This window comes from Sphingobacterium chuzhouense, from assembly GCF_014692525.1.
In the GTDB taxonomy this organism is placed as follows: Bacteria; Bacteroidota; Bacteroidia; order Sphingobacteriales; family Sphingobacteriaceae; genus Sphingobacterium; species Sphingobacterium chuzhouense.
Genome location: NZ_JACNYL010000001.1, coordinates 48333 through 66936, shown reverse-complemented (window position 1 = coordinate 66936; position 18604 = coordinate 48333). Strand labels below are relative to the sequence as shown.

16 protein-coding genes are annotated in these 18604 nt (G+C 40.6%); 8 read left to right on the top strand and 8 right to left on the bottom strand.

Translation table 11 applies throughout. The annotated features are described in order from the left end of the window. Position 1: 1 nt before the first annotated feature. From H8B21_RS00280 to H8B21_RS00265, 4 genes are all read right to left on the bottom strand, one after another. Complete coding sequence (locus H8B21_RS00280) at positions 2-427, bottom strand: heavy-metal-associated domain-containing protein (RefSeq protein WP_190311803.1); 426 nt, start codon at positions 425-427, stop codon at positions 2-4. Positions 428-446: 19 nt separating this feature from the next. Continuing rightward, entirely contained in the window at positions 447-668 is a 222-nt protein-coding gene (locus H8B21_RS00275) for a heavy-metal-associated domain-containing protein (RefSeq protein ID WP_190311802.1), read from the bottom strand. A gap of 69 nt (positions 669-737) precedes the next feature. After that, positions 738-3152: a heavy metal translocating P-type ATPase gene (locus H8B21_RS00270; protein WP_190311801.1), complete on the bottom strand. Its 2415-nt coding sequence runs from the start codon at positions 3150-3152 to the stop codon at positions 738-740. 93 nt (positions 3153-3245) lie between these two features. Then, the gene (locus H8B21_RS00265) at positions 3246-3806 is read right to left on the bottom strand and encodes a helix-turn-helix domain-containing protein (RefSeq protein WP_223814757.1); all 561 of its coding nucleotides are present in this window, start codon (positions 3804-3806) and stop codon (positions 3246-3248) included. A gap of 365 nt (positions 3807-4171) precedes the next feature. Between H8B21_RS00265 and H8B21_RS00260 the strand changes: the two genes are divergently transcribed. Both H8B21_RS00260 and H8B21_RS00255 read left to right on the top strand, forming a co-directional pair. Further along, positions 4172-4948, top strand: coding sequence for an alpha/beta fold hydrolase (locus tag H8B21_RS00260; protein WP_190311799.1), 777 nt, complete (start codon positions 4172-4174; stop codon positions 4946-4948). A 33-nt stretch (positions 4949-4981) separates the two neighbouring features. Further along, complete coding sequence (locus H8B21_RS00255; protein ID WP_190311798.1) at positions 4982-6433, top strand: glycoside hydrolase family 28 protein; 1452 nt, start codon at positions 4982-4984, stop codon at positions 6431-6433. Positions 6434-6500: 67 nt separating this feature from the next. On the opposite strand, the gene H8B21_RS00250 is transcribed toward H8B21_RS00255, so the two are convergent. Together H8B21_RS00250 and H8B21_RS00245 are read right to left on the bottom strand one after the other, a co-directional pair. Further along, on the bottom strand, positions 6501-7598 hold the full coding sequence (locus tag H8B21_RS00250; protein ID WP_190311797.1) for a mandelate racemase/muconate lactonizing enzyme family protein: 1098 nt from the start codon (positions 7596-7598) through the stop codon (positions 6501-6503). A gap of 41 nt (positions 7599-7639) precedes the next feature. Continuing rightward, entirely contained in the window at positions 7640-8674 is a 1035-nt protein-coding gene (locus H8B21_RS00245; protein WP_190311796.1) for a LacI family DNA-binding transcriptional regulator, read from the bottom strand. A 95-nt stretch (positions 8675-8769) separates the two neighbouring features. Between H8B21_RS00245 and H8B21_RS00240 the strand changes: the two genes are divergently transcribed. Beyond that, positions 8770-9771: a 3-keto-disaccharide hydrolase gene (locus H8B21_RS00240; protein ID WP_190311795.1), complete on the top strand. Its 1002-nt coding sequence runs from the start codon at positions 8770-8772 to the stop codon at positions 9769-9771. Between the two features lie 36 nt (positions 9772-9807). On the opposite strand, the gene H8B21_RS00235 is transcribed toward H8B21_RS00240, so the two are convergent. Together H8B21_RS00235 and H8B21_RS00230 are read right to left on the bottom strand one after the other, a co-directional pair. Continuing rightward, positions 9808-11115, bottom strand: coding sequence for a hypothetical protein (locus H8B21_RS00235; protein ID WP_190311794.1), 1308 nt, complete (start codon positions 11113-11115; stop codon positions 9808-9810). Further along, positions 11112-13505 (bottom strand): TonB-dependent receptor, encoded by a 2394-nt coding sequence (locus H8B21_RS00230; protein ID WP_190311793.1) that lies wholly within the window; start codon positions 13503-13505, stop codon positions 11112-11114. Before H8B21_RS00230 ends, H8B21_RS00235 begins: the two co-directional genes overlap by 4 nt. A 139-nt stretch (positions 13506-13644) precedes the next feature. On the opposite strand from H8B21_RS00230, the gene H8B21_RS00225 reads away from it, so the two are divergent. The 5 genes from H8B21_RS00225 (at position 13645) to H8B21_RS00205 (ending at position 18603) form a co-directional block, all read left to right on the top strand. Next, positions 13645-14784 (top strand): alpha/beta hydrolase, encoded by a 1140-nt coding sequence (locus H8B21_RS00225; RefSeq protein ID WP_190311792.1) that lies wholly within the window; start codon positions 13645-13647, stop codon positions 14782-14784. Between the two features lie 31 nt (positions 14785-14815). Next, positions 14816-15859 carry a YncE family protein gene (locus H8B21_RS00220; RefSeq protein ID WP_223814756.1) on the top strand — a complete coding sequence of 348 codons (1044 nt, stop codon included), beginning with the start codon at positions 14816-14818 and terminating at the stop codon, positions 15857-15859. Positions 15860-15932: 73 nt separating this feature from the next. Beyond that, positions 15933-16898, top strand: coding sequence for an ABC transporter permease (locus H8B21_RS00215; protein ID WP_223814755.1), 966 nt, complete (start codon positions 15933-15935; stop codon positions 16896-16898). 71 nt (positions 16899-16969) lie between these two features. Next, positions 16970-17848 carry an iron chelate uptake ABC transporter family permease subunit gene (locus H8B21_RS00210; RefSeq protein WP_223814754.1) on the top strand — a complete coding sequence of 293 codons (879 nt, stop codon included), beginning with the start codon at positions 16970-16972 and terminating at the stop codon, positions 17846-17848. After that, positions 17821-18603 carry an iron ABC transporter ATP-binding protein gene (locus tag H8B21_RS00205; RefSeq protein WP_190311789.1) on the top strand — a complete coding sequence of 261 codons (783 nt, stop codon included), beginning with the start codon at positions 17821-17823 and terminating at the stop codon, positions 18601-18603. Before H8B21_RS00210 ends, H8B21_RS00205 begins: the two co-directional genes overlap by 28 nt. Position 18604 lies beyond the last annotated feature (1 nt).

Here is an 18604-nt window from a genome sequence, read left to right as displayed (position 1 = left end):
TTTAATGATGTTTTCCTTGGTGCGATGAACCTTGATTGGATTGATGATGCGAACGTTCATCAGTCGCTTTATTGACTTTCGATTGCTTCAGTTTACGATCATATTGACAGCAATCATGTAAATTCGCGTAAACTTCATCAGGCGCTAGATATTTCTCATTATCATAACCCACCTGTGCAATACGCTTAAGGACGGTGTCCATTGTGGTCTTTTCTGCGTCGTAAGTAATGGAAGCTCTTTGGTTATCGGCATCCCAAACAACCTGCGCTTCATTTTTCACATTACCCGCTTTTTCGATTGTGCGTTTGCACATCCCGCAATTACCGTTAACTTTCGCCGTCTCTGTTTTTGCATTTTTAATCTGTGCGAAGGATAGTGTAGATAGAAGCACTAGGCATGTGGTGATGATATAAGATAATGTTCTCATTTTTCTGTTTTTTAGTTTATTAATCTTGTACGGATTCTATCTTAAAACCCGCTTTTTGTACCGAGTCGATCACGTCCTGTTTGGTTGCGGTATCTGTAACAACGGTCAGGATTTTATCCTTATTGTTGGTATCTACTTCCCATTCGGTCACACCGTTCAATCCATTCAGAAAAGAACTGACACCGGATACACAACCGCTACAATTGATGTTTGTCTTGAATTTAAATGTTTTATTTTCCATGTCTATTATTTATATGTTATGTCTTATGAATACTTCTTTATGTTTTACTTGTGGCTGATTCATCGTTCATCACTTTTTCAGTCTTAACCGCAAACTGTTACTTACTACACTGACGCTGCTGAGTGCCATGGCTGCGCCCGCTATCATCGGGTTGAGCAGGAATCCGTTTATTGGATACAATATACCTGCTGCAATCGGAATGCCAATTAGATTATAGATAAATGCCCAAAACAGATTTTGACGGATGGTGGCCACCGTTTGTTTGGATAATTTAATGGCTGCCGGTATTTTCTTCAGATCGGAAGAAATGATAGTCATTTTAGCTACATCCATGGCGATATCACTTCCCTTACCCATCGCGATGCTTACATCGGCGGTAGCTAACGCTGTACTATCGTTAATCCCGTCGCCTACCATGGCCACCACTTTGCCTTGTTTATGCAACTCCTTGACGAAATCCGCTTTTTGCTGGGGTAATACTTCAGCTTTGTAATGCTGTATACCCGTTTGCTCTGCGATAGCCTTAGCAGTGGCTTCATTATCACCTGTAAGCATATATAGCTCAATATCCATTTCTTTTAACTGCTGGATAGCTTCCACGGATGTTTCTTTGATTTTATCGGAGATTGCCAATACCGCAAGAGCTTCTTTACTGTTGGCAAACCAGATTACCGTTTTGGATGCTGCACTCCATGTGTCCGCATGCTGCTGAAGTTGCGAAGCGATTCGAATACCGTTTTCCGACAATAGTTTTTTATTGCCTGCATAATAATCTGCACCTTGATATGTTGCTTTTGCGCCTTTTCCGGTAATACTCTCGAAAGAGGAGAGCGGAATTGTTTGCACGTTTTCTATATGTTTGACCACAGCATCCGCCAAAGGGTGCTCGGATTGTTTTTCCAGGCTGAGCAAGATCTGTTGACTGATTGGATCATCATGTGACCATTGTATATCCGTTACTTGGGGTTTTCCCTCGGTAATCGTTCCTGTTTTGTCCAAAATAATAGCGTTAACTTTTTTCGCCAGTTCCAAGCTTTCGGCATCTTTAATAAGAATACCCTGTTCTGCACCTTTCCCTACGCCCACCATAATCGCAGTAGGAGTTGCTAATCCCAGCGCACATGGACAGGCGATAACTAAAACGGTGACTGCAGCCAAAAGCCCGTGTATAAGCCCTTCATTACCATCTAGGGTTAACCAAAGGATGAATGTGAGGATGGCAATGCCGATAACGATCGGAACGAATATGCCCGCAATTTTATCCACTAATTTTTGTACCGGAGCTTTACTGCCTTGTGCATCCTGTACCATTTTTATGATTTGGGCAAGCATCGTTTCCTTCCCCACTTTGGTGGCTTTGAATTGGAAACTACCTTTTTGGTTTATTGTTCCGGCGAATACTTTTTCATTTTCTTTTTTCTGTACCGGAACAGGCTCGCCACTAAGCATACTTTCATCTACATAAGAATTGCCGGATATAACCATCCCGTCGACAGCAATCTTTTCGCCTGGTTTAACCAATATCACATCTCCGACATTTACATCGTCAATGGCAACTTGCTCTTCTGCGCCATCTGGCTGCACGATAACGACGGTCTTCGGTTGTAATCCCATCAGCTTTTTAATAGCGGAAGATGTATTCCCTTTTGCTTTTTCTTCTAATAATTTACCTAACAAAATAAAAGCGATGATAACAGCTGCCGCTTCAAAATACACGTGAGGTTCCAGATTTCTTTCTAACCAGAATTCTGGAAATAGCATATTGAATACACTAAATATATAAGCTATTCCGGTACTCAGTGCAACGAGGGTATCCATATTTGCTGAGCGATGTTTTGCCTGTTTCCACGCGTTGACAAAAAAGTCTTTACCTAACCACAAAACAACCGGAGTTGAAAACAGCCACATGATTTCGTTGCCATAAGGCATATGCATAAAAAACATACCGATAACAACAACGGGCAGTGCTAAGATAATCGCCCAGATAGTTTTGTTTTTTAGCTTTTTATATTTTTTCTCATGGATCGCTTCGAGCGTTTCTTGTTGAGTGTTTTCGTTTTCCAGGAATAAATCATAACCAACATCTTGCAGCGCTTTTTGCATAGCCGATGCATTGGTCATATTGGGAAGATACTCCACCGTTAAGGTTGCATTCGCAAAGTTCACTGAAGCTTTTAATACGCCAGGCAAGGCTTTTACCGCACTTTCTGAACTGACAGCACATCCGGCGCAGGTCATATTGAGTACGGGAAATGATTGCTTTACGGTGGTTACATCATAACCGAGATCTTTGATGGTTTTGATGGCATTGTCTACAACGGATACATCGTTTACCACGATTTTAGCCTGTTCGTTATTTAATTCCACACGATGACTTTCGACACCTTCTACTTGTGCCAAACCTTTATCGACAATCATAGCACAATGCTCGCTATGTACACCCTCCAATGGAAGGGCTATAGTTTGTTTGTTGTCATTTGCCATATCTTTATTCTCGTTGTTACAAGAACAAAATTCGGCATAAACGGTTGGTTATCTGTTACACTATTTCAGGAAAGAGTTGTAAGATTTACTTTTCTAAACTTCGTCCAAAGGCTTCCGCTTATCTTCTTTTATCTGCTTAAAATGACTTGGTGAAAGTCCTGTAACTTTCTTGAACTGATTGCTGAGATAGGCTACACTGGAATAATGGAGTTGATAGGCAATCTCGCTCAGCGATAATTCATCATATACCAATAGTTCTTTTACACGTTCAATTTTTTGAGCGATGTGGTATTTCTCAATCGTAATCCCCTCTACTTCAGAAAATAGATTAGATAGGTAATTGTAATCATGCTGTAGCTCCGCCGCTAGGAAATCCGATAGATTGCTGTTTCTTTCGCTACTTTGATTGCGCACCCATTGTATTACAATGGCTTTTATCTGCGCAATGAGTTGGCTCTTTTTGTCGTCTATTAACTCAAATCCGAGTGGCTCCAGAACGTCTGCAATCTTGTCTAACTGCACTTGCTCCGATGCCTCCGTCAACACCACTTCTCCTAATTTTATCGCCTGTATATGGAAACCAAGTTTCTCTATCTCTTGTTGAACAACCATGATACAGCGATTACAGACCATGTTTTTGATGTATATCGTCATGTTTTTATACATTATACGAACTTATAGCTATTATACAAAAGAACGAAGAATAATATATTTTATCTTCTTTTTCTCCGCGAAAAAGAAGCAAAAAGCTCCTCGCTTCGGATCTTTGACATAAGGGATTCTACTAAGGATGAGTTTCTGCAGTTGTCAAAAATCCGGATGCGACATTGAATATTAAGGGGGGACTATGCAATTGTATTGTCTCATTCTTAACCTTTTAATGCCACATGTGAAATTTTGAAATATGTAGAAATGTTATAAATGTACTATCCCCTCATTCAAAATTTTAAAGTGGCGATTTTTTTTGCTTCTTTTTTTGAGGGAAAAAAAGAAGAAGATAAACCTTATCTTTACCCCTTATGGAGATTTTACATTCACGAATATACGGAGAAGACAAACCGGGCACACCTTTATTGGTTATGCATGGCTTATTTGGCATGTCCGATAATTGGGGAAGTTTCGGACGGGAGTTTGGAGAAAAAACACCGCTACATTTAATTGATTTACGCAACCATGGACATAGTTTTCACGACGATGATATGTCGTTGTCGGTCATGGTAGAAGATCTGGAAGCTTATTTACAGCACCACGCGCTTCAAGAAGTCGATATACTTGGACATTCGCTTGGTGGTAAAGTTTCTATGCAATATGCTATTTCGAAGTCGACAAATATTCGAAAACTTATTATCGTTGATATCGCACCAAAAGCCTACCCCCCGCACCATCAAAAGATATTGGAAGCACTGGCCGCCGTTAAGATCGGCAAATTGAGCAATCGTAAAGAGGTGGAAGAACAATTGCGGCAGTATTTAGATGAAGTTGGTGTCATCCAGTTTTTACTCAAAAATGTTTATATAAAGGAGGACAGAACGTTGGATTGGCGGTTCAATTTGAAAGTTTTAACGGAGAAATATACAGATTTTATCACCGTCGGCGTTGAGCCAGGCGTTTATGAGGGAGAAACGCTATTTATAGCGGGAGAAAAATCAAACTATATCTTACCCACCGATTATCCGATGATAAAAGAGATGTTTCCGCATTCGTCAATCGAGAAGATCCCAAATGCAGGACATTGGGTGCAAGCAGAGAATCCAAAAGCATTCAATGCAATGGCGGCACGGTTTTTAGGACTATGAACATAACTAAATTTTGAACCAAATAAATGGTATATGAAGGTAATACGTAATTTGTTGATCGCAGCAATTTTGCCCTTTAGTTTGTTGGCGGGTTGTGGAGAGAATCAAAAAAAACAAGAGCAAACCGATGATCGGGCATGGGAAGTGGCAGATAGTATTCGTACGCTAATTGTAGAACCCAGCTTTGCAAAGAAAGATTTTGTAATTACCGATTACGGCGCGAGCTCTGATAGTACGAAGCTAAGTACTACTGCTATCAATCAAGCTATCGAGGCTTGTCATCTGGATGGTGGTGGACGCGTTATAATTCCCAAAGGAACATTTTTGACAGGCGCTATCCATCTGAAAAGCAATGTCAATTTACATTTGGAAGATGATGCCAAACTGTTGTTCAGCAGAAATACAGAAGACTATAAACCATTGGTAAAAACACGTTGGGAAGGCATGGAGTGCATGAATTACTCACCTTTAATTTATGCGTATGGACAAGAAAATATCGCCATAACAGGGAAGGGGATTCTCGATGGAAATGCGAATAGCGAGCATTGGTGGCCATGGAAGGCGAAGAAAGAATATGGATGGACAGAAGGCATGGATAGTCAACTAGCAGCAGTAAAAAAACTAACACAGGAAGTGAAAGACGGCGTTTCTGTAGAAGACAGGGTACATGGCGACGGATATTTCTTACGTCCGCCTTTCATCCAACCATATAATTCTTCGAATATATTAATTGCCGATGTTAAAATTATCAATGCTCCATTTTGGAATATCAACCCGGTGTTGTGCGAGAATGTAACGGTACGCAATGTAAGCGTGGTTACGCACGGACCGAACAACGATGGTTGTAATCCGGAGTCCAGTAAAAATGTGCTGATAACCGATTGCTATTTTGATACAGGCGATGACTGTATAGCCATTAAATCCGGTCGTAATGAAGATGGCCGCTCGATTGGGCGCCCTGCCGAAAATCACATCATTGAAAATTGTGAGATGAAAGATGGCCACGGTGGCATCGTGATTGGCAGTGAAATCTCAGGCGGAGCGAAGAATATATTTGCACAAAATCTTAAAATGGACAGTCCAGAATTGGATAGAATATTACGAATTAAAACGAGCTCGCTTCGTGGAGGTGTCATCGAAAATATATACATGCGTAATGTAGAGGTTGGCACCTATAAAGAAGCAGCAGTTTTGGTAGATATGTTTTATGAAAACCCAGGTGATTTTATGCCTACTGTACGCAACATTACTGTCGAGAATCTAAATGTGAAAAAGGGTGGAAAGTTTGGGATCTTAATCAATGCATATGAAGAATCTCCCGCTGAGAATTTAAAAATCATTAATTCGACAATAGAAGGAGTTGATGTGCCTATCCAAGCTAATTTTACCAAAGGAATGCAGTTTGATAATGTGTTAATAAATGGAAAAATGATTAGCGAAGCGGATATACAGTCATCTTCTGATGCAGAGTTCGAGAAGTTTTAGGAAAGACGAGCCCCGCCAGTTTAACTAACGGCGAGGCTCACCCTTCATATTTATTGGATTTTTCGCTTTATATGGTCCAATGGTCACATGATTTTAAAAAATCTTCATCTATATCGGCTCCGATACCCGGCAGATCATCTATATCTAGGAAATATCCATTATACTTTGCTCCATTGATTACCGGATCTTCAAGATGACCAATTAAACAGGTATCCATATCATGAAAGATGACATTGTCTGCAGCATAAGCAAAATGTAGTTTGGCGCTTAAAGCCAAACGACTCTCTAGCATGCCTCCTAACATACAGGCGATACCGGCCTGTTTTGCTAGTTCCTGGATCTTTATTGCTTCGCAAATTCCTCCCGACTTCACCAGTTTGATATTGATATAATCGCAAGCTCCTGCTCTTATTAGCCTTCTTGCATCGTGGTGGGTATAGCAGCTTTCGTCTGCCATGATCTTAACAGATGATACCTTCCTGAGTTCCGGTAAATAGTCATCATTCCACGCCCGCATAGGTTGCTCACAAAATTGGATTTGTAAATCCTTCATAGCTGTTAATGCATACTGTGCCTCTTCAAAACTCCATCCTTGATTGGCATCTATCCGTAGCTTTGTCGCGTCGCCGACGACCGCTCTTATTTTTTGCATTCTTGCTACATCCTGCTCAACTTCTTTACCTAGCTTCACTTTAATGCAGGTCGCACCACTTTTTTTGAAAGCCAATGCTTTTTCTGCCATACTATCTATGTCGCCAATTCCGATGGTGATGTCGGTTTCTATTGTTTTTTTCGTTCCACCAAGGTATTGATATAAGGGTTGTCCGTTAGCTTTTGCTGCAATATCATATAAGGCCATATCGAAAGCACTTTTTATGGTTCTATTACCGGCTATAAACAAATCCAATTCCGCTAAACGCTCTTCTATTGCACTGGGATCTTTACTTTTCCATAATTTGGCAAAATCCTTTGCAACCGCCAAACAGGTTTCCTGTGTTTCTCCTGTAATCACCGGAAAGGCAGAACATTCACCCACACCATATATACCGCTATCCGTATGTATACGTATGAACACATTTTGGGCGTAGTCCATTGTTCCAGTTGCTATGTTAAAGGGCTCCATTTTTATGCTTAGCCTAAAAATATCGGTATGCAAGATTTTCATTTTATTTTATTTTGTTTTTTGGAGTGAAACGGTACTTTTTACTAAATATCCGTTGATTTCCGATAAGTAGTGGTCGCCTGAAGCAAGAAATTTTTATATGTCAAATCACGTCTGTCGTGATCTTTATCAATTAATGCTAATAGCAATTCCAATGCTAGTCCAGCCATTTCTTGTGTTGGCTGCCGAATCGTGGATAGTGCTGGGTTTAAATAATTAGCGAGATTTGTATTGGTAAAACCAATAACGGCGACGTCCTCGGGAACAGTCAGGTTTAGATTGGTTAACACACCTAATATCTTAATGGAAAGTGTATCCGTTCCACCGACAATAGCATTGGGCATTTTATCGGTATCATTTAGTTTATTGAAAACCTCTTTTAGTTCATTGTCAATGTTTTCAGCGGGATCTTGATAGTCTGCATGGATAACGTATTCCTCTCGAAAAGGAATAGCGTAGTTATGGAGCGCATTCTTATAACCACGTATGCGGTCTTTGGTATTTCCAATATCTTTACCACAAAGCAGCGCTATCTTTGTCCGCCCTTTCCTGATCAGCTCTTCTGTAGCATTATAAGTTTCTAAGCTATTGTGGATACCAATCTTATAAGTGTCCAAGTCGTGTTGGATACGGTCAAAAAGAATGACAGGACAAGTATGATGATGGATATGCTTCAGTAATTCGGTGTTGGAGTTTTCATGAGCGGGCGAAATGATAATTCCCGCCACATGCTGACGAATCAGAAAATCCAGTGCTTCTTTTTCAATTTTCTCACAGTTCTGCGTCTGAAATGGGATAAGTGTATAGTGTTGCGGTAAAACGGCTTTGTACAGTTCATCAATAAATTCCAAAAAAAATGGACTGGATAAGAAAGGGATCACGACACCGATGAGATTGGTTTTTCCTGTTTTGAGATGTTTTGCAAAAGGATTGGGTCTATAGTCATGCTCTGCCGCATACGCAAGAACACGTTCTTTAGTCTCCTTTTTTATTTCATAGCTGTCATTTAATGCTCTGGAAACCGTTGCCGGAGATAGATTAAGTGCCGCTGCAATAGATTTTATATTGACTTTGCCCATGATGTGCTACGCATTGTTTTTGGCTAAATTATCGATTTATTATCTATATAAATAATTTTTGTAGATTAGTGCCTTTAAAAACCCTAACTAAAGCTATGCTAAAAAAATATCTAGGATACAGCACGTTGATGTGCTTATTAACAGCAGGTGTGGTTTCGTGTAATAACGGTACCACAGAACAAAAGCAAGAAGAAGAGATACATAATGTTGCTACCCAGGTTGTTCCGGAGGAAGCCGAAGGATTAATTGGTCGCTGGGACCTCACGGTAAACAAAGAGGGAAAAGAGGCACCATCTTGGTTGGAAGTCAAATTGTCCGGCTTCAATGTATTGGTGGGATCATTTGTGGCAGATGCTGGAAGCGCACGTCCGGTTTCACATATTCAACTCAAAGAAGGCAAGTTTTCTTTTCAGATTCCACCGCAATGGGAAGGGGGAGACGGATTCTTCACGATCGAAGGTGAATTAACGGGAGATGGAATCAAAGGTACGATCACGACTAATAAAGGCAACAAATTCGATTTCTCCGGTGTGAAAGCACCTTATCTTGTGCGCACAGGTGAAGCACAATGGGGTGATCCTGTTGAGCTTTTCAACGGAAAAGATCTTACTGGGTGGACGACATCAGGAAATAACAGCCAGTGGGTTGTAGAAGATGGTGTCCTAATCAATAAAGAAACGGGAGCTAATCTGATCAGTGAACAAAAATTTGATGATTTTAAACTTATCGCAGAATTTCGTTATAAAGAAGGAGCAAATTCGGGAATCTATTTGAGAGGTCGTTACGAAGTGCAGATTGAAGATTCTCCAAAAGATAAACACCCCGGTTCACTGTATTTTGGTGGTGTATATGGCTTCCTTTCACCAAGCGAAATGGCAACTTTGGGTCCGAATGAGTGGAATAAGTACGAAATAACCCTACGCGGGCGCATGGTAACGATTGTAGCGAATGGCAAAACCATCATCAGCAATCAAGAGATTCCAGGTATTACCGGAGGAGCTTTGGATAGTCGTGAAGGCGAACCGGGACCGATTTATCTACAAGGGGATCATACCGGAGTAGAATTTAGGAAGATTACGGTTATTCCGGGTAAATAATATCAAAAAAGGACTCGATTCGAGTCCTTTTTTTTGCTAATTTCCAATGTTTACTTTGGTGAAGCCCGATACAGCTCCGCCTACATTTACTTCGAAAGCCAAACTTGCTGAATTGGATGAAGGGTTATACTCATAGTAGCCGTTCTTATATTCATCCTCACCATCGTTAGTGTTGAGCTGTGCACATCTCAAATAAATTTTACCATCTACCTCAGTAGCAGCCATCGCCGCCCCAGGATTGGTTCCTGCAGGAATACCTGTTATTTCTTTGAATTCCGGATTTGCTACATCTACCGAATAAAACTTCCATATGTTACCACGGTTGATGTTACCTGTTCCACCTCCCGTAAGGGTTTCTGTGTTTAAGGTGACGATCAGCTTTCCATTATTGGCAAAAACACCTACAAACTTTCCGTTATCAGCTGCCCGGAAGTCAGAAAACTTCAGTTCCCAAGCTTGGTCTATGTCTGATTCATTTGCTTTAATACGAACGATTTTTGATTTTCCTCCGATAGCGGAACGTCCTTGAGTAACAATATATAAATCACCATTGGTGTCAAAGTCGTACATGTGATTTTCGTTAATATAAGCAATGCTTCCGGTATCTTCGATTTCGATTATGTTTTCGTATGATTCGTTGTTGAGGTCAATGACTGCAATGTATACATTAGGAAAGAAATCATCGAAAAAGCCTACTTGACCTTGAGTACTCGTATTTTTTGCATAGGTGATATTGGCATATAGCTTGTTTCCTTTGATAGCCAAAAATTTTTGTCCAACTGCTCTGAAATTAATGCCTGTTTCACTTTCACCATGTTCATTTACGGCCGCCGTCAAATCAAGTGACCCGGTGTTCTGCATAGTACTTGGGTTGAATTTCTGGATTTTCATAGGCTCAGCGGCATCCCAATAATATCCTAAATTGTCATCTTTGATAACGAAGTTTCCTGTTCCGAAGTATTTAGCGGCCTCGGCTTGATTTTTAGAAGCGATAAAAGCACCGGCGGTGACAATACCGTTTGCTGAGATATTGAGTTTCTCTATGCCTGTAGCATAATCCGCAGTTCGGAACATTTTGTAGATATTGTTACCATGTGTTCTCCATCCGCCCATACCCTCGCCTTCTAATGAAGTTGCACCCACATTGGAAATTGTTCCGGTTGGAAACTCGTCAAAAGCACTGGTATAGCCTGCTTTTTGACCTGTTGTTCGATCACTTAACGTCATTATAACATATTTCTCGGAACCTTCCTGTTCTGGATCGGGATCATCACTTTTACAGGAGCTAAATGTTAAACTTCCTGCTACTAAAGCAAGAAGGGAGAGATTGATGTACTTTTTCATATGCTGTTTTTTGTCAATTGATAATTTATTTTGAAATGAAAACTTCTTCCAGGTCGTTGTATTTTATAATAATCGTATAGCTTAGCATTCGCTAAATTTTTAACCTCAATCCCAAAAGATATGGGCTGCTTTGGAAGAAAATAATTAAATCCTGCGGTTATCAAATGCTGATTAGGCACAATATTCGTAACAGGGACACTTGCTTGTCCGAATAGACCCAAAAAACCTTTAGGTTCATTTTCTCTCGGAATATGATTGAGGTAAAATTCTCGAATAAAATTCCAATGTAAGTATGTTTTTATCCGATCACCATGCGTCAACAACTCTCCAAAAGAACCTGTAATACCCGCGTTTGCAAAGAAATATGGTGTGTTACGAACACGTGTGCCATTCATCCATGCATTGACACCGTCAGGAATGTCAACCATACGATTGTCTTGCCATGTCGCATTCGCTGTCACTTGTAAATTTTTGGTCAGCAGATAACTAAGGTCAACGTCAAAGCCATAACCACGAATGCTATCTAAATTACGATATTGCGCAAAGGGAGGTTGTATGGGAACCAAGAGGATCATCCCGTCTGTTTTACGATAAAAACCACTTACTTCGGCGGTCAGTTTATGTTTTTGGAAGCGATATCCGATATTGACGTTAAAACTGCGTTCAGGTTCCAACTCGAAATTTGGTGCTCGCGTATCGTTATCACCAAAAAGTTCGTTTTCACGCGGTAATCGATTTGTTAGTTCCCAAGAAGCACGAATGAAGTCGTGGTCTGACAGTTGATATTTTAAAGCATGGCCTATGCCCCAATTATTGTTCGAATATGTTTTGTATTTATCAAGGTCGACATCGTTGGCCATAAAAGCATTTATGCCTTTTGTGTTGAAACCAAAAAATTTCCCCATCAATTGATTGGTCAATTTATTGTTTAGCCATTTAGATTCCCACATTAATCCCCCAATGGTTTTGCTATATGTAGCTTCTTTAGTTAATACATCAATATCCGTTCCCTCGAATCGAAATCCCAAAGGGTCTTCTCCAAGTCTGCTTATGTAATTGTATACTAAATTGGCCTCGATACGATGTTTCTTATTGATGAAATAGGAGAGATTAGTTCTATTGATAATATTGCTGAAGTTTATATCTGAATGAGAAGGCCTTGGACTTTCTCCCGGTGTACCTCCGATTCTTTCCCTAAAATTCCCATACCAGTCAAAGGAGCCTTTGATGGTATCCACACGGGATCTGTTGATATGACTATAGGATATGAATTGGTCAATATTTATATTGCCAAACGCTTTCTGGTACCGTAAGCTCGGTATAATCCCTTTGTTGTACACCTTCAATGCGCCATAAGGTGTAGTCATTCTTGCTGGATGTTGGGATTCTCTGTCGATATTGTAAGCGGCAAGTCCAAATTGAAGTTCGTCTGCCCAGGAAACATCTCGGATGCCTCCATACGCTTCAGCAAAATAGTGCTTATATCCATTGTGAAATAATGGCAACGTAACTGTTTGCGGATTGCTATTTGCGTCTACAATTTCTACATCTGCTTTGTAATCGTTGTCTGAATAGTTTAGAAAAGCATCCAATCCAACAAAGTATTTTTTCGATGAAGGACTTTGATATGCCGACAGATTGATAATATGTGTGTTAAAAGATGCTATTTCGTAAGAAGTTAGGATGGAAGAGCCCTTATGTTTTGGCCTCACGAGATTAACCGCGCCTCCAAGAGCATCTCCTCCCAGAGACATAGGAACTACACCTTTGTAAACTTCTACTCGTTCTAATTGGTTAACAGGGACGTTATTAATACCATAACCGCCTCCTAGATATTCTAAAGGAATACCGTCACGGAAATATTGAACAGAGTTACCTTGAAAACCGTTGATGGATACATCCACCGCATTGCCCAATCCCCCGCTTTGCCTAATCCGTATGCCAGGTGAACGGTTCATCAATTCAGATAATGTGACTGGCTGCTCCGCGACAGCTCGAGTATCGACTACAATCGCTCGAATGGCTTGCTCCCTTACCTGCTGTGTTTCCGATTTACCTACAACCATAACCTCTTGCAAGACCTTATCATCTTTAGACAAACGAATCTGTAATGCCAAATTTTCCTGCACTAATTTGACGACGGTATCTTGAAAAGTCGAATATCCAACAACGGAAACAGTTAATAGATGCTTGCCTGCCGGTATGCTTTCGAGACTAAAATGACCGTTGGACAACGTCGTTGTACCGTTATTCCCCAACTGTACAGTGACGTCCCCAAGAGGAATTCCATCTTCATTGTATACATAACCTGTTGCAAAATCGGTCGTCTGTGCAAGTACGAGTCTGGATATCAAAAGCAGTACCGATAGTATACATATTTTATAGCGCATGGATTATTCTCTATAATAATTAGGTGCAAATATAAGGTAATTTAGATTAAATTCAGATAATGCTTGTTATTTGTTTAGAATCTATCTAAATTAGCGCCAATTTATAGTCCGGCTTAGCGCAGGGTTTAGTTATCTAGGCATGTCAAAAAAAACGTTTACGGTCATCGTCCACATCTTGAACAACAGCAATAGTTTTGTTGGTGAGCCATGTTATTTGACAAGCAACGTAAGTAACTGGCAGGTGGATGCTCATCCTGTCGGCGTTATACCGCCGCTGGGCGAAAAAACAAGCGTATTACTTGAGGGATTAGAGGAAAGTGAGTTGGAGTTTAAAATCACAAGAGGCGCTTGGGATACCTTGAATAGTACAGCGAACGGCGAGCTTCTTGCACCCTATCAGGTGGATGCCAGCCGTGATAGTGAAGTGCAGGTTACCATTGATGGCTGGCGTGATAAATTTCCGCCGTCTACAGCTAGCCCACAGGTGCACGTATTGGCGGATAACTTCTATTTCCCTTATTTGGATACGTATAGAAAAGTATGGATTTATCTGCCGAAAGATTATCCGTATTCAGATAAACAATATCCCGTGCTATATATGCATGATGGACAACATCTTTTTGATGAGGCGACATCCGTAGGTCGGTCCGGCCCGGTAGAATGGATGGTAGACGAGACCATCGATGCCGCAGGTCGTCAGGCGATTGTTATTGGAATCGAGCATCCAGCTCAAACAACCGATAGGGCCCGGGAGTTTCTGCTCTTTCCATTTGAAGAGTTGAAAGAACCCCTAGGACACTTATACCTGCGGGATATCGTGGAGGTACTGAAGCCTTATGTAGACAAGCATTACAGAACCTTGGCAGACAAAAGATATACAGGCATGGTCGGCAGTTCATTCGGCGGTTTACTCACACTTTATGCTGGCGCGCTCCATGCCGATGTATTTGGTACGTTAGGTGTTTTTTCGCCATCGATTTGGACAGGGAAACAGCAGTTGGCTGATCTCTTTTCGTCAAAATTGAAGAGCAATCCATGTCTGCTCTGTGGACAACGCTATTATTTTTATGTTGGGGGGAAGGAAAAACGCAAAAATGCGCCGGAAGGGCAAGGCGATATGCGCGCGGATATGCTCGATTTTATTGATGAGCATAAAAAAGCGATGTGTGTGAAAATTATGATTGATATAGATGAAGAGGGAAAACACGGTGCGTTGTACTGGCAGAAAGCTTTTACCCGTTTTTATGAACGCTGGCAACAGGAAATTTCAGACAATTAACATATATAGATTACTTAATTACAATAATTTTATGGTTACGAATAAATCCTTTAAAAAAAGCAACAGAACGAGTCTCTTGTTGCTTGCAGGACTAGCCGCGTTACCGGCTTTACAGGTGTCCGCTCAGCAAGTAGAAAAATCTGCGCCAGCCGGTCGCGGTGTATATGAAGCAGTTATTAACCAACAGGATGGTTTTTTGTATGTTACCGGAGCAGGATCCCGAACTAGCCCGGGGGGCGCGTTATATAAGATCGATCGCGCAGATCTTTCAATAGTAGACAGCATCAGCTTGGCAGAAAATCCACCTTTTGGAATTGGTATCAACAACAAAACACAGACGGTTTATACGACGAATACAAGAACGAATTCCGTTAGTGCAGTTGATTTGAAATCGGGTAAACTGATCGCAACATTTAATCACGGAGGTGAAAAATCCCATACCCGAGAAGTGCTTGTGGACGAAGATAATAACATCGTATATGTAAGTGATGTGGGTGATCCAAGCAGTATTTGGGTGATCGACGGCAAGACAAATAAGTTCTCACATCTGATTGAGAATCTAGGGAAAACCCTAACGGGAATGGCTTTTGCAGGAAGTAAGGACAAAATATACGCAACCATCATGGGTACAAATAGTGTTGCCATAATCAATACAAAGACAAAAAGTATAGAGAAAACATTCCCTTCTGGTGGGGAGTCACCCGTAAATATTATTAGTGATGGCAAACGCTTGTTTGTGACCAACCAGAAATCGGGTACACTGACTGTTTTAGATACAGATGGAAAGCTATTAAAAACTATTGAAACAGGTGCGGGTGCCATCGGCGTAGCCTACGATCCGGTTAAAAACAGAATATACTCTGCAAACCGCCAGACCGGGACGACGACAGTTATTGACGCAAAATCATACGAAGTACTAGCTGACTTACAGACAGGCTCTCATCCTAACCACGTAAAAGTTGACGCTCAGGGAACAGCCTATGTTATCAACAAGACTAAGGGCGGAAGACCGGTAGAAGGTCAACCAGCTCCTCCGGTAGATACCAACGGTGATACTGTGACAAAAATAAATTAATACCTTTGTATATAAATAGGATTTTCTGTAGAGACGCAACATGTTGCGTCTCTACATTTGTAAACACATTAATTTGAGAACAAAGAACCGGAGTGTAATCTATTATACTATCTCTGTATGCTGTATCCTGCTGTTGGCATGGATTTCTTTGTTTACGGGGGTTAAGGATATTCGCATCATGGATTTGCTAGGTGATGACGATAAACTTATGGTTTTTTTAATCAGTCGTATTCCGCGCACATTGGCGTTAATTCTGGTTGGTGCAGGACTGAGTATTTCAGGCTTCATTATGCAACAGCTATCGCAAAACAGGTTTGTTTCGCCGACGACCTCTGGTGCATTGGAAGCCGCAAAAATGGGAATACTGTTTGCGCTCGTATTTTCACCAGAAGCCTCTTTGATGGTTCGGATGCTTTCTGCCTTGGTTTTTACATTTTTGTCTTCGCTTCTTTTTATTTGGTTCGTAGAACAGGTCAAAGATAAAAATACCGTTTTCATCCCCTTGGTAGGTATTATGTTTGGAAGTATTTTAGCATCTATTTCCACATTTTTTGCTTACAAAAATAATATCGTTCAGAATACACAAGAATGGTTATTAGGGGATTTCTCATCTGTTATGCAGGGACAATATGAAGCCATTTATATCATTTTGCCCATCGTAGTAATTAGTTATCTGTATGCAGAGCGGTTTACCATTGCCGGCATGGGAAAAAGTTTTGCTACCAACTTGGGATTATCCTATCATACGGTTGTTAATATAGGTCTTGTGGCCGTGTCACTCGTCGTCAGTGCATCGGTTGTAACCGTCGGAGCAATTCCGTTTGTTGGGCTTATCGTACCCAATGTAGTAAGTATGCTCATCGGTGACAATCTTCGGCGCGCCTTGCCTCTGACTGCCTTTTTAGGGGCGGTGCTGTTGTTAGTATGTGATATCATTGGTCGACTGCTGGTCTTCCCTTATGAAATACCCATTGGGATGACCGTAGGTATTGTTGGAGGCGTTGCTTTCTTTTTGCTGATATTAAAAAAGAGTAAATGAAGCTGGGGTATAAGGTTATATTGTCGGTTGTGTTGCTGGTTATATCCATTGTAATGTTTATGACATACAATATGGGTAATAACCTTGATTACGTATTAAGCCGTCGGGGTATCCGGTTAGCAACTATGATCATTGTGGGTATCAGTGTAGCTTTTTCGTCTGTAGTTTTTCAAACGATTACCAATAATAGGATATTGACTCCTTCCATCATGGGATATGAGTCGATCTTCATTCTCTTTCAGACGTTGATCGTTTTCTTTTATGGGGATAAGGCGTTTAAGGTCATTTCACAACAAGAAAACTTTTTCTATGCCGTATTGCTGATGCTCGGTTTTTCCGTATTTATGTATTTGCTGATTTTTGGAAGGCAACGAAAAAATATCTTCTATTTATTATTAATGGGCATGGTCATGGGGACGTTGTTCAATACGTTGAGTCAGTTTCTCCATGTCGTCATCGATCCGAACGAATTTTCGATTGTACAAAATTTTATGTTCGTTTCATTTGCCAAGATGAACGTTAAATTATTGGGAATAGCGACGATAACTTTGGTAGGAACACTTATCTTGACAATTCGCTATTTAAAATATTTAGATGTAATTGCGCTGGGGAAAGACCACGCCATTAACTTAGGTTTGGACTATAATAAGTTGATACGTACATTTATGCTTATCATCGCGCTGTTAGTGTCCGTCTCAACAGCTTTGGTGGGGCCTATTACGTTTTTGGGTATTTTGGTTACGAACTTAACATACGAGTTGTTCAAGACGAACAAACATGTACAAACCGTATGGCTTTGCAGTGCGGTATCCTGTATATGTTTGATTGCAGGACAATTTTTTGTTGAACATATTTTAAGCTTTTCGACTACGGTGAGCATTGTTATTAATTTTGTGGGTGGCGTCTACTTTATGTATTTGATATGGAGCACAAGAAAGAAAATAAGTTGATTTTCCAAGGTCTGGTGAAAGACTATGGAAAGAAACGCGTAATCGATGGCTTGGAAGGAGGGATAGCGGATAACCATATTACATCGCTTATTGGACCAAATGGTGCGGGTAAAAGTACGTTGCTTTCTATCCTCAGCCGATTGCTTAAACAAGATGGGGGAGAAGTTTCTTTTATGGATAAGTCGCTCCGTGATTATAAAAGCAATGATCTCGCGACAAAGCTTTCTATTCTAAAGCAATCTAACCAAACGGATGTGAAGATTACAATCAGGGATTTGGTCGCATTTGGGCGTTTCCCTTATTGCAAGGGGAGAATGACCGAAACAGATTGGCAAAAAGTGCAGGAAGCGATTGCTTTTTCTGATCTTGAGGACTTGGCAGATGCCTATATTGATGAGCTAAGTGGAGGACAGCGTCAGCGCGCGTTTATTTCGATGATTATCGCACAGGATACCGAATATATATTGTTGGATGAGCCATTAAATAACCTCGATATGAAGCATTCTGTACATGTGATGAAAACTTTGCGGAGGTTGGTAGACGAGTTGGGGAAAACCGTGGTGATTGTTATTCATGAAATTAATTTTGCAGCACAATATTCAGACTATATCATTGCCATGAAAGATGGTAAAATACGTTATAATGATGAAGTCAATCATATTATCAGACCCGAAATTCTGCAGGAGATTTTCGGTATTGAATTTGACATTATCGAAAAGAACAACAAGAAAATTTGTAATTATTTTAATATTTGAA

Coding starts and splice junctions, on each gene's coding strand:
- H8B21_RS00240 (WP_190311795.1), top strand. CDS start 8,770: ATGCTAAAAAAATATCTAGGATACAGCACGTTGATGTGCTTATTAACA.
- H8B21_RS00275 (WP_190311802.1), bottom strand. CDS start 668: ATGGAAAATAAAACATTTAAATTCAAGACAAACATCAATTGTAGCGGT.
- H8B21_RS00205 (WP_190311789.1), top strand. CDS start 17,821: ATGGAGCACAAGAAAGAAAATAAGTTGATTTTCCAAGGTCTGGTGAAA.
- H8B21_RS00235 (WP_190311794.1), bottom strand. CDS start 11,115: ATGAAAAAGTACATCAATCTCTCCCTTCTTGCTTTAGTAGCAGGAAGT.
- H8B21_RS00210 (WP_223814754.1), top strand. CDS start 16,970: ATGGGTAATAACCTTGATTACGTATTAAGCCGTCGGGGTATCCGGTTA.
- H8B21_RS00230 (WP_190311793.1), bottom strand. CDS start 13,505: ATGCGCTATAAAATATGTATACTATCGGTACTGCTTTTGATATCCAGA.
- H8B21_RS00260 (WP_190311799.1), top strand. CDS start 4,172: ATGGAGATTTTACATTCACGAATATACGGAGAAGACAAACCGGGCACA.
- H8B21_RS00280 (WP_190311803.1), bottom strand. CDS start 427: ATGAGAACATTATCTTATATCATCACCACATGCCTAGTGCTTCTATCT.
- H8B21_RS00245 (WP_190311796.1), bottom strand. CDS start 8,674: ATGGGCAAAGTCAATATAAAATCTATTGCAGCGGCACTTAATCTATCT.
- H8B21_RS00225 (WP_190311792.1), top strand. CDS start 13,645: ATGTCAAAAAAAACGTTTACGGTCATCGTCCACATCTTGAACAACAGC.
- H8B21_RS00220 (WP_223814756.1), top strand. CDS start 14,816: ATGGTTACGAATAAATCCTTTAAAAAAAGCAACAGAACGAGTCTCTTG.
- H8B21_RS00250 (WP_190311797.1), bottom strand. CDS start 7,598: ATGAAAATCTTGCATACCGATATTTTTAGGCTAAGCATAAAAATGGAG.
- H8B21_RS00265 (WP_223814757.1), bottom strand. CDS start 3,806: ATGACGATATACATCAAAAACATGGTCTGTAATCGCTGTATCATGGTT.
- H8B21_RS00270 (WP_190311801.1), bottom strand. CDS start 3,152: ATGGCAAATGACAACAAACAAACTATAGCCCTTCCATTGGAGGGTGTA.
- H8B21_RS00255 (WP_190311798.1), top strand. CDS start 4,982: ATGAAGGTAATACGTAATTTGTTGATCGCAGCAATTTTGCCCTTTAGT.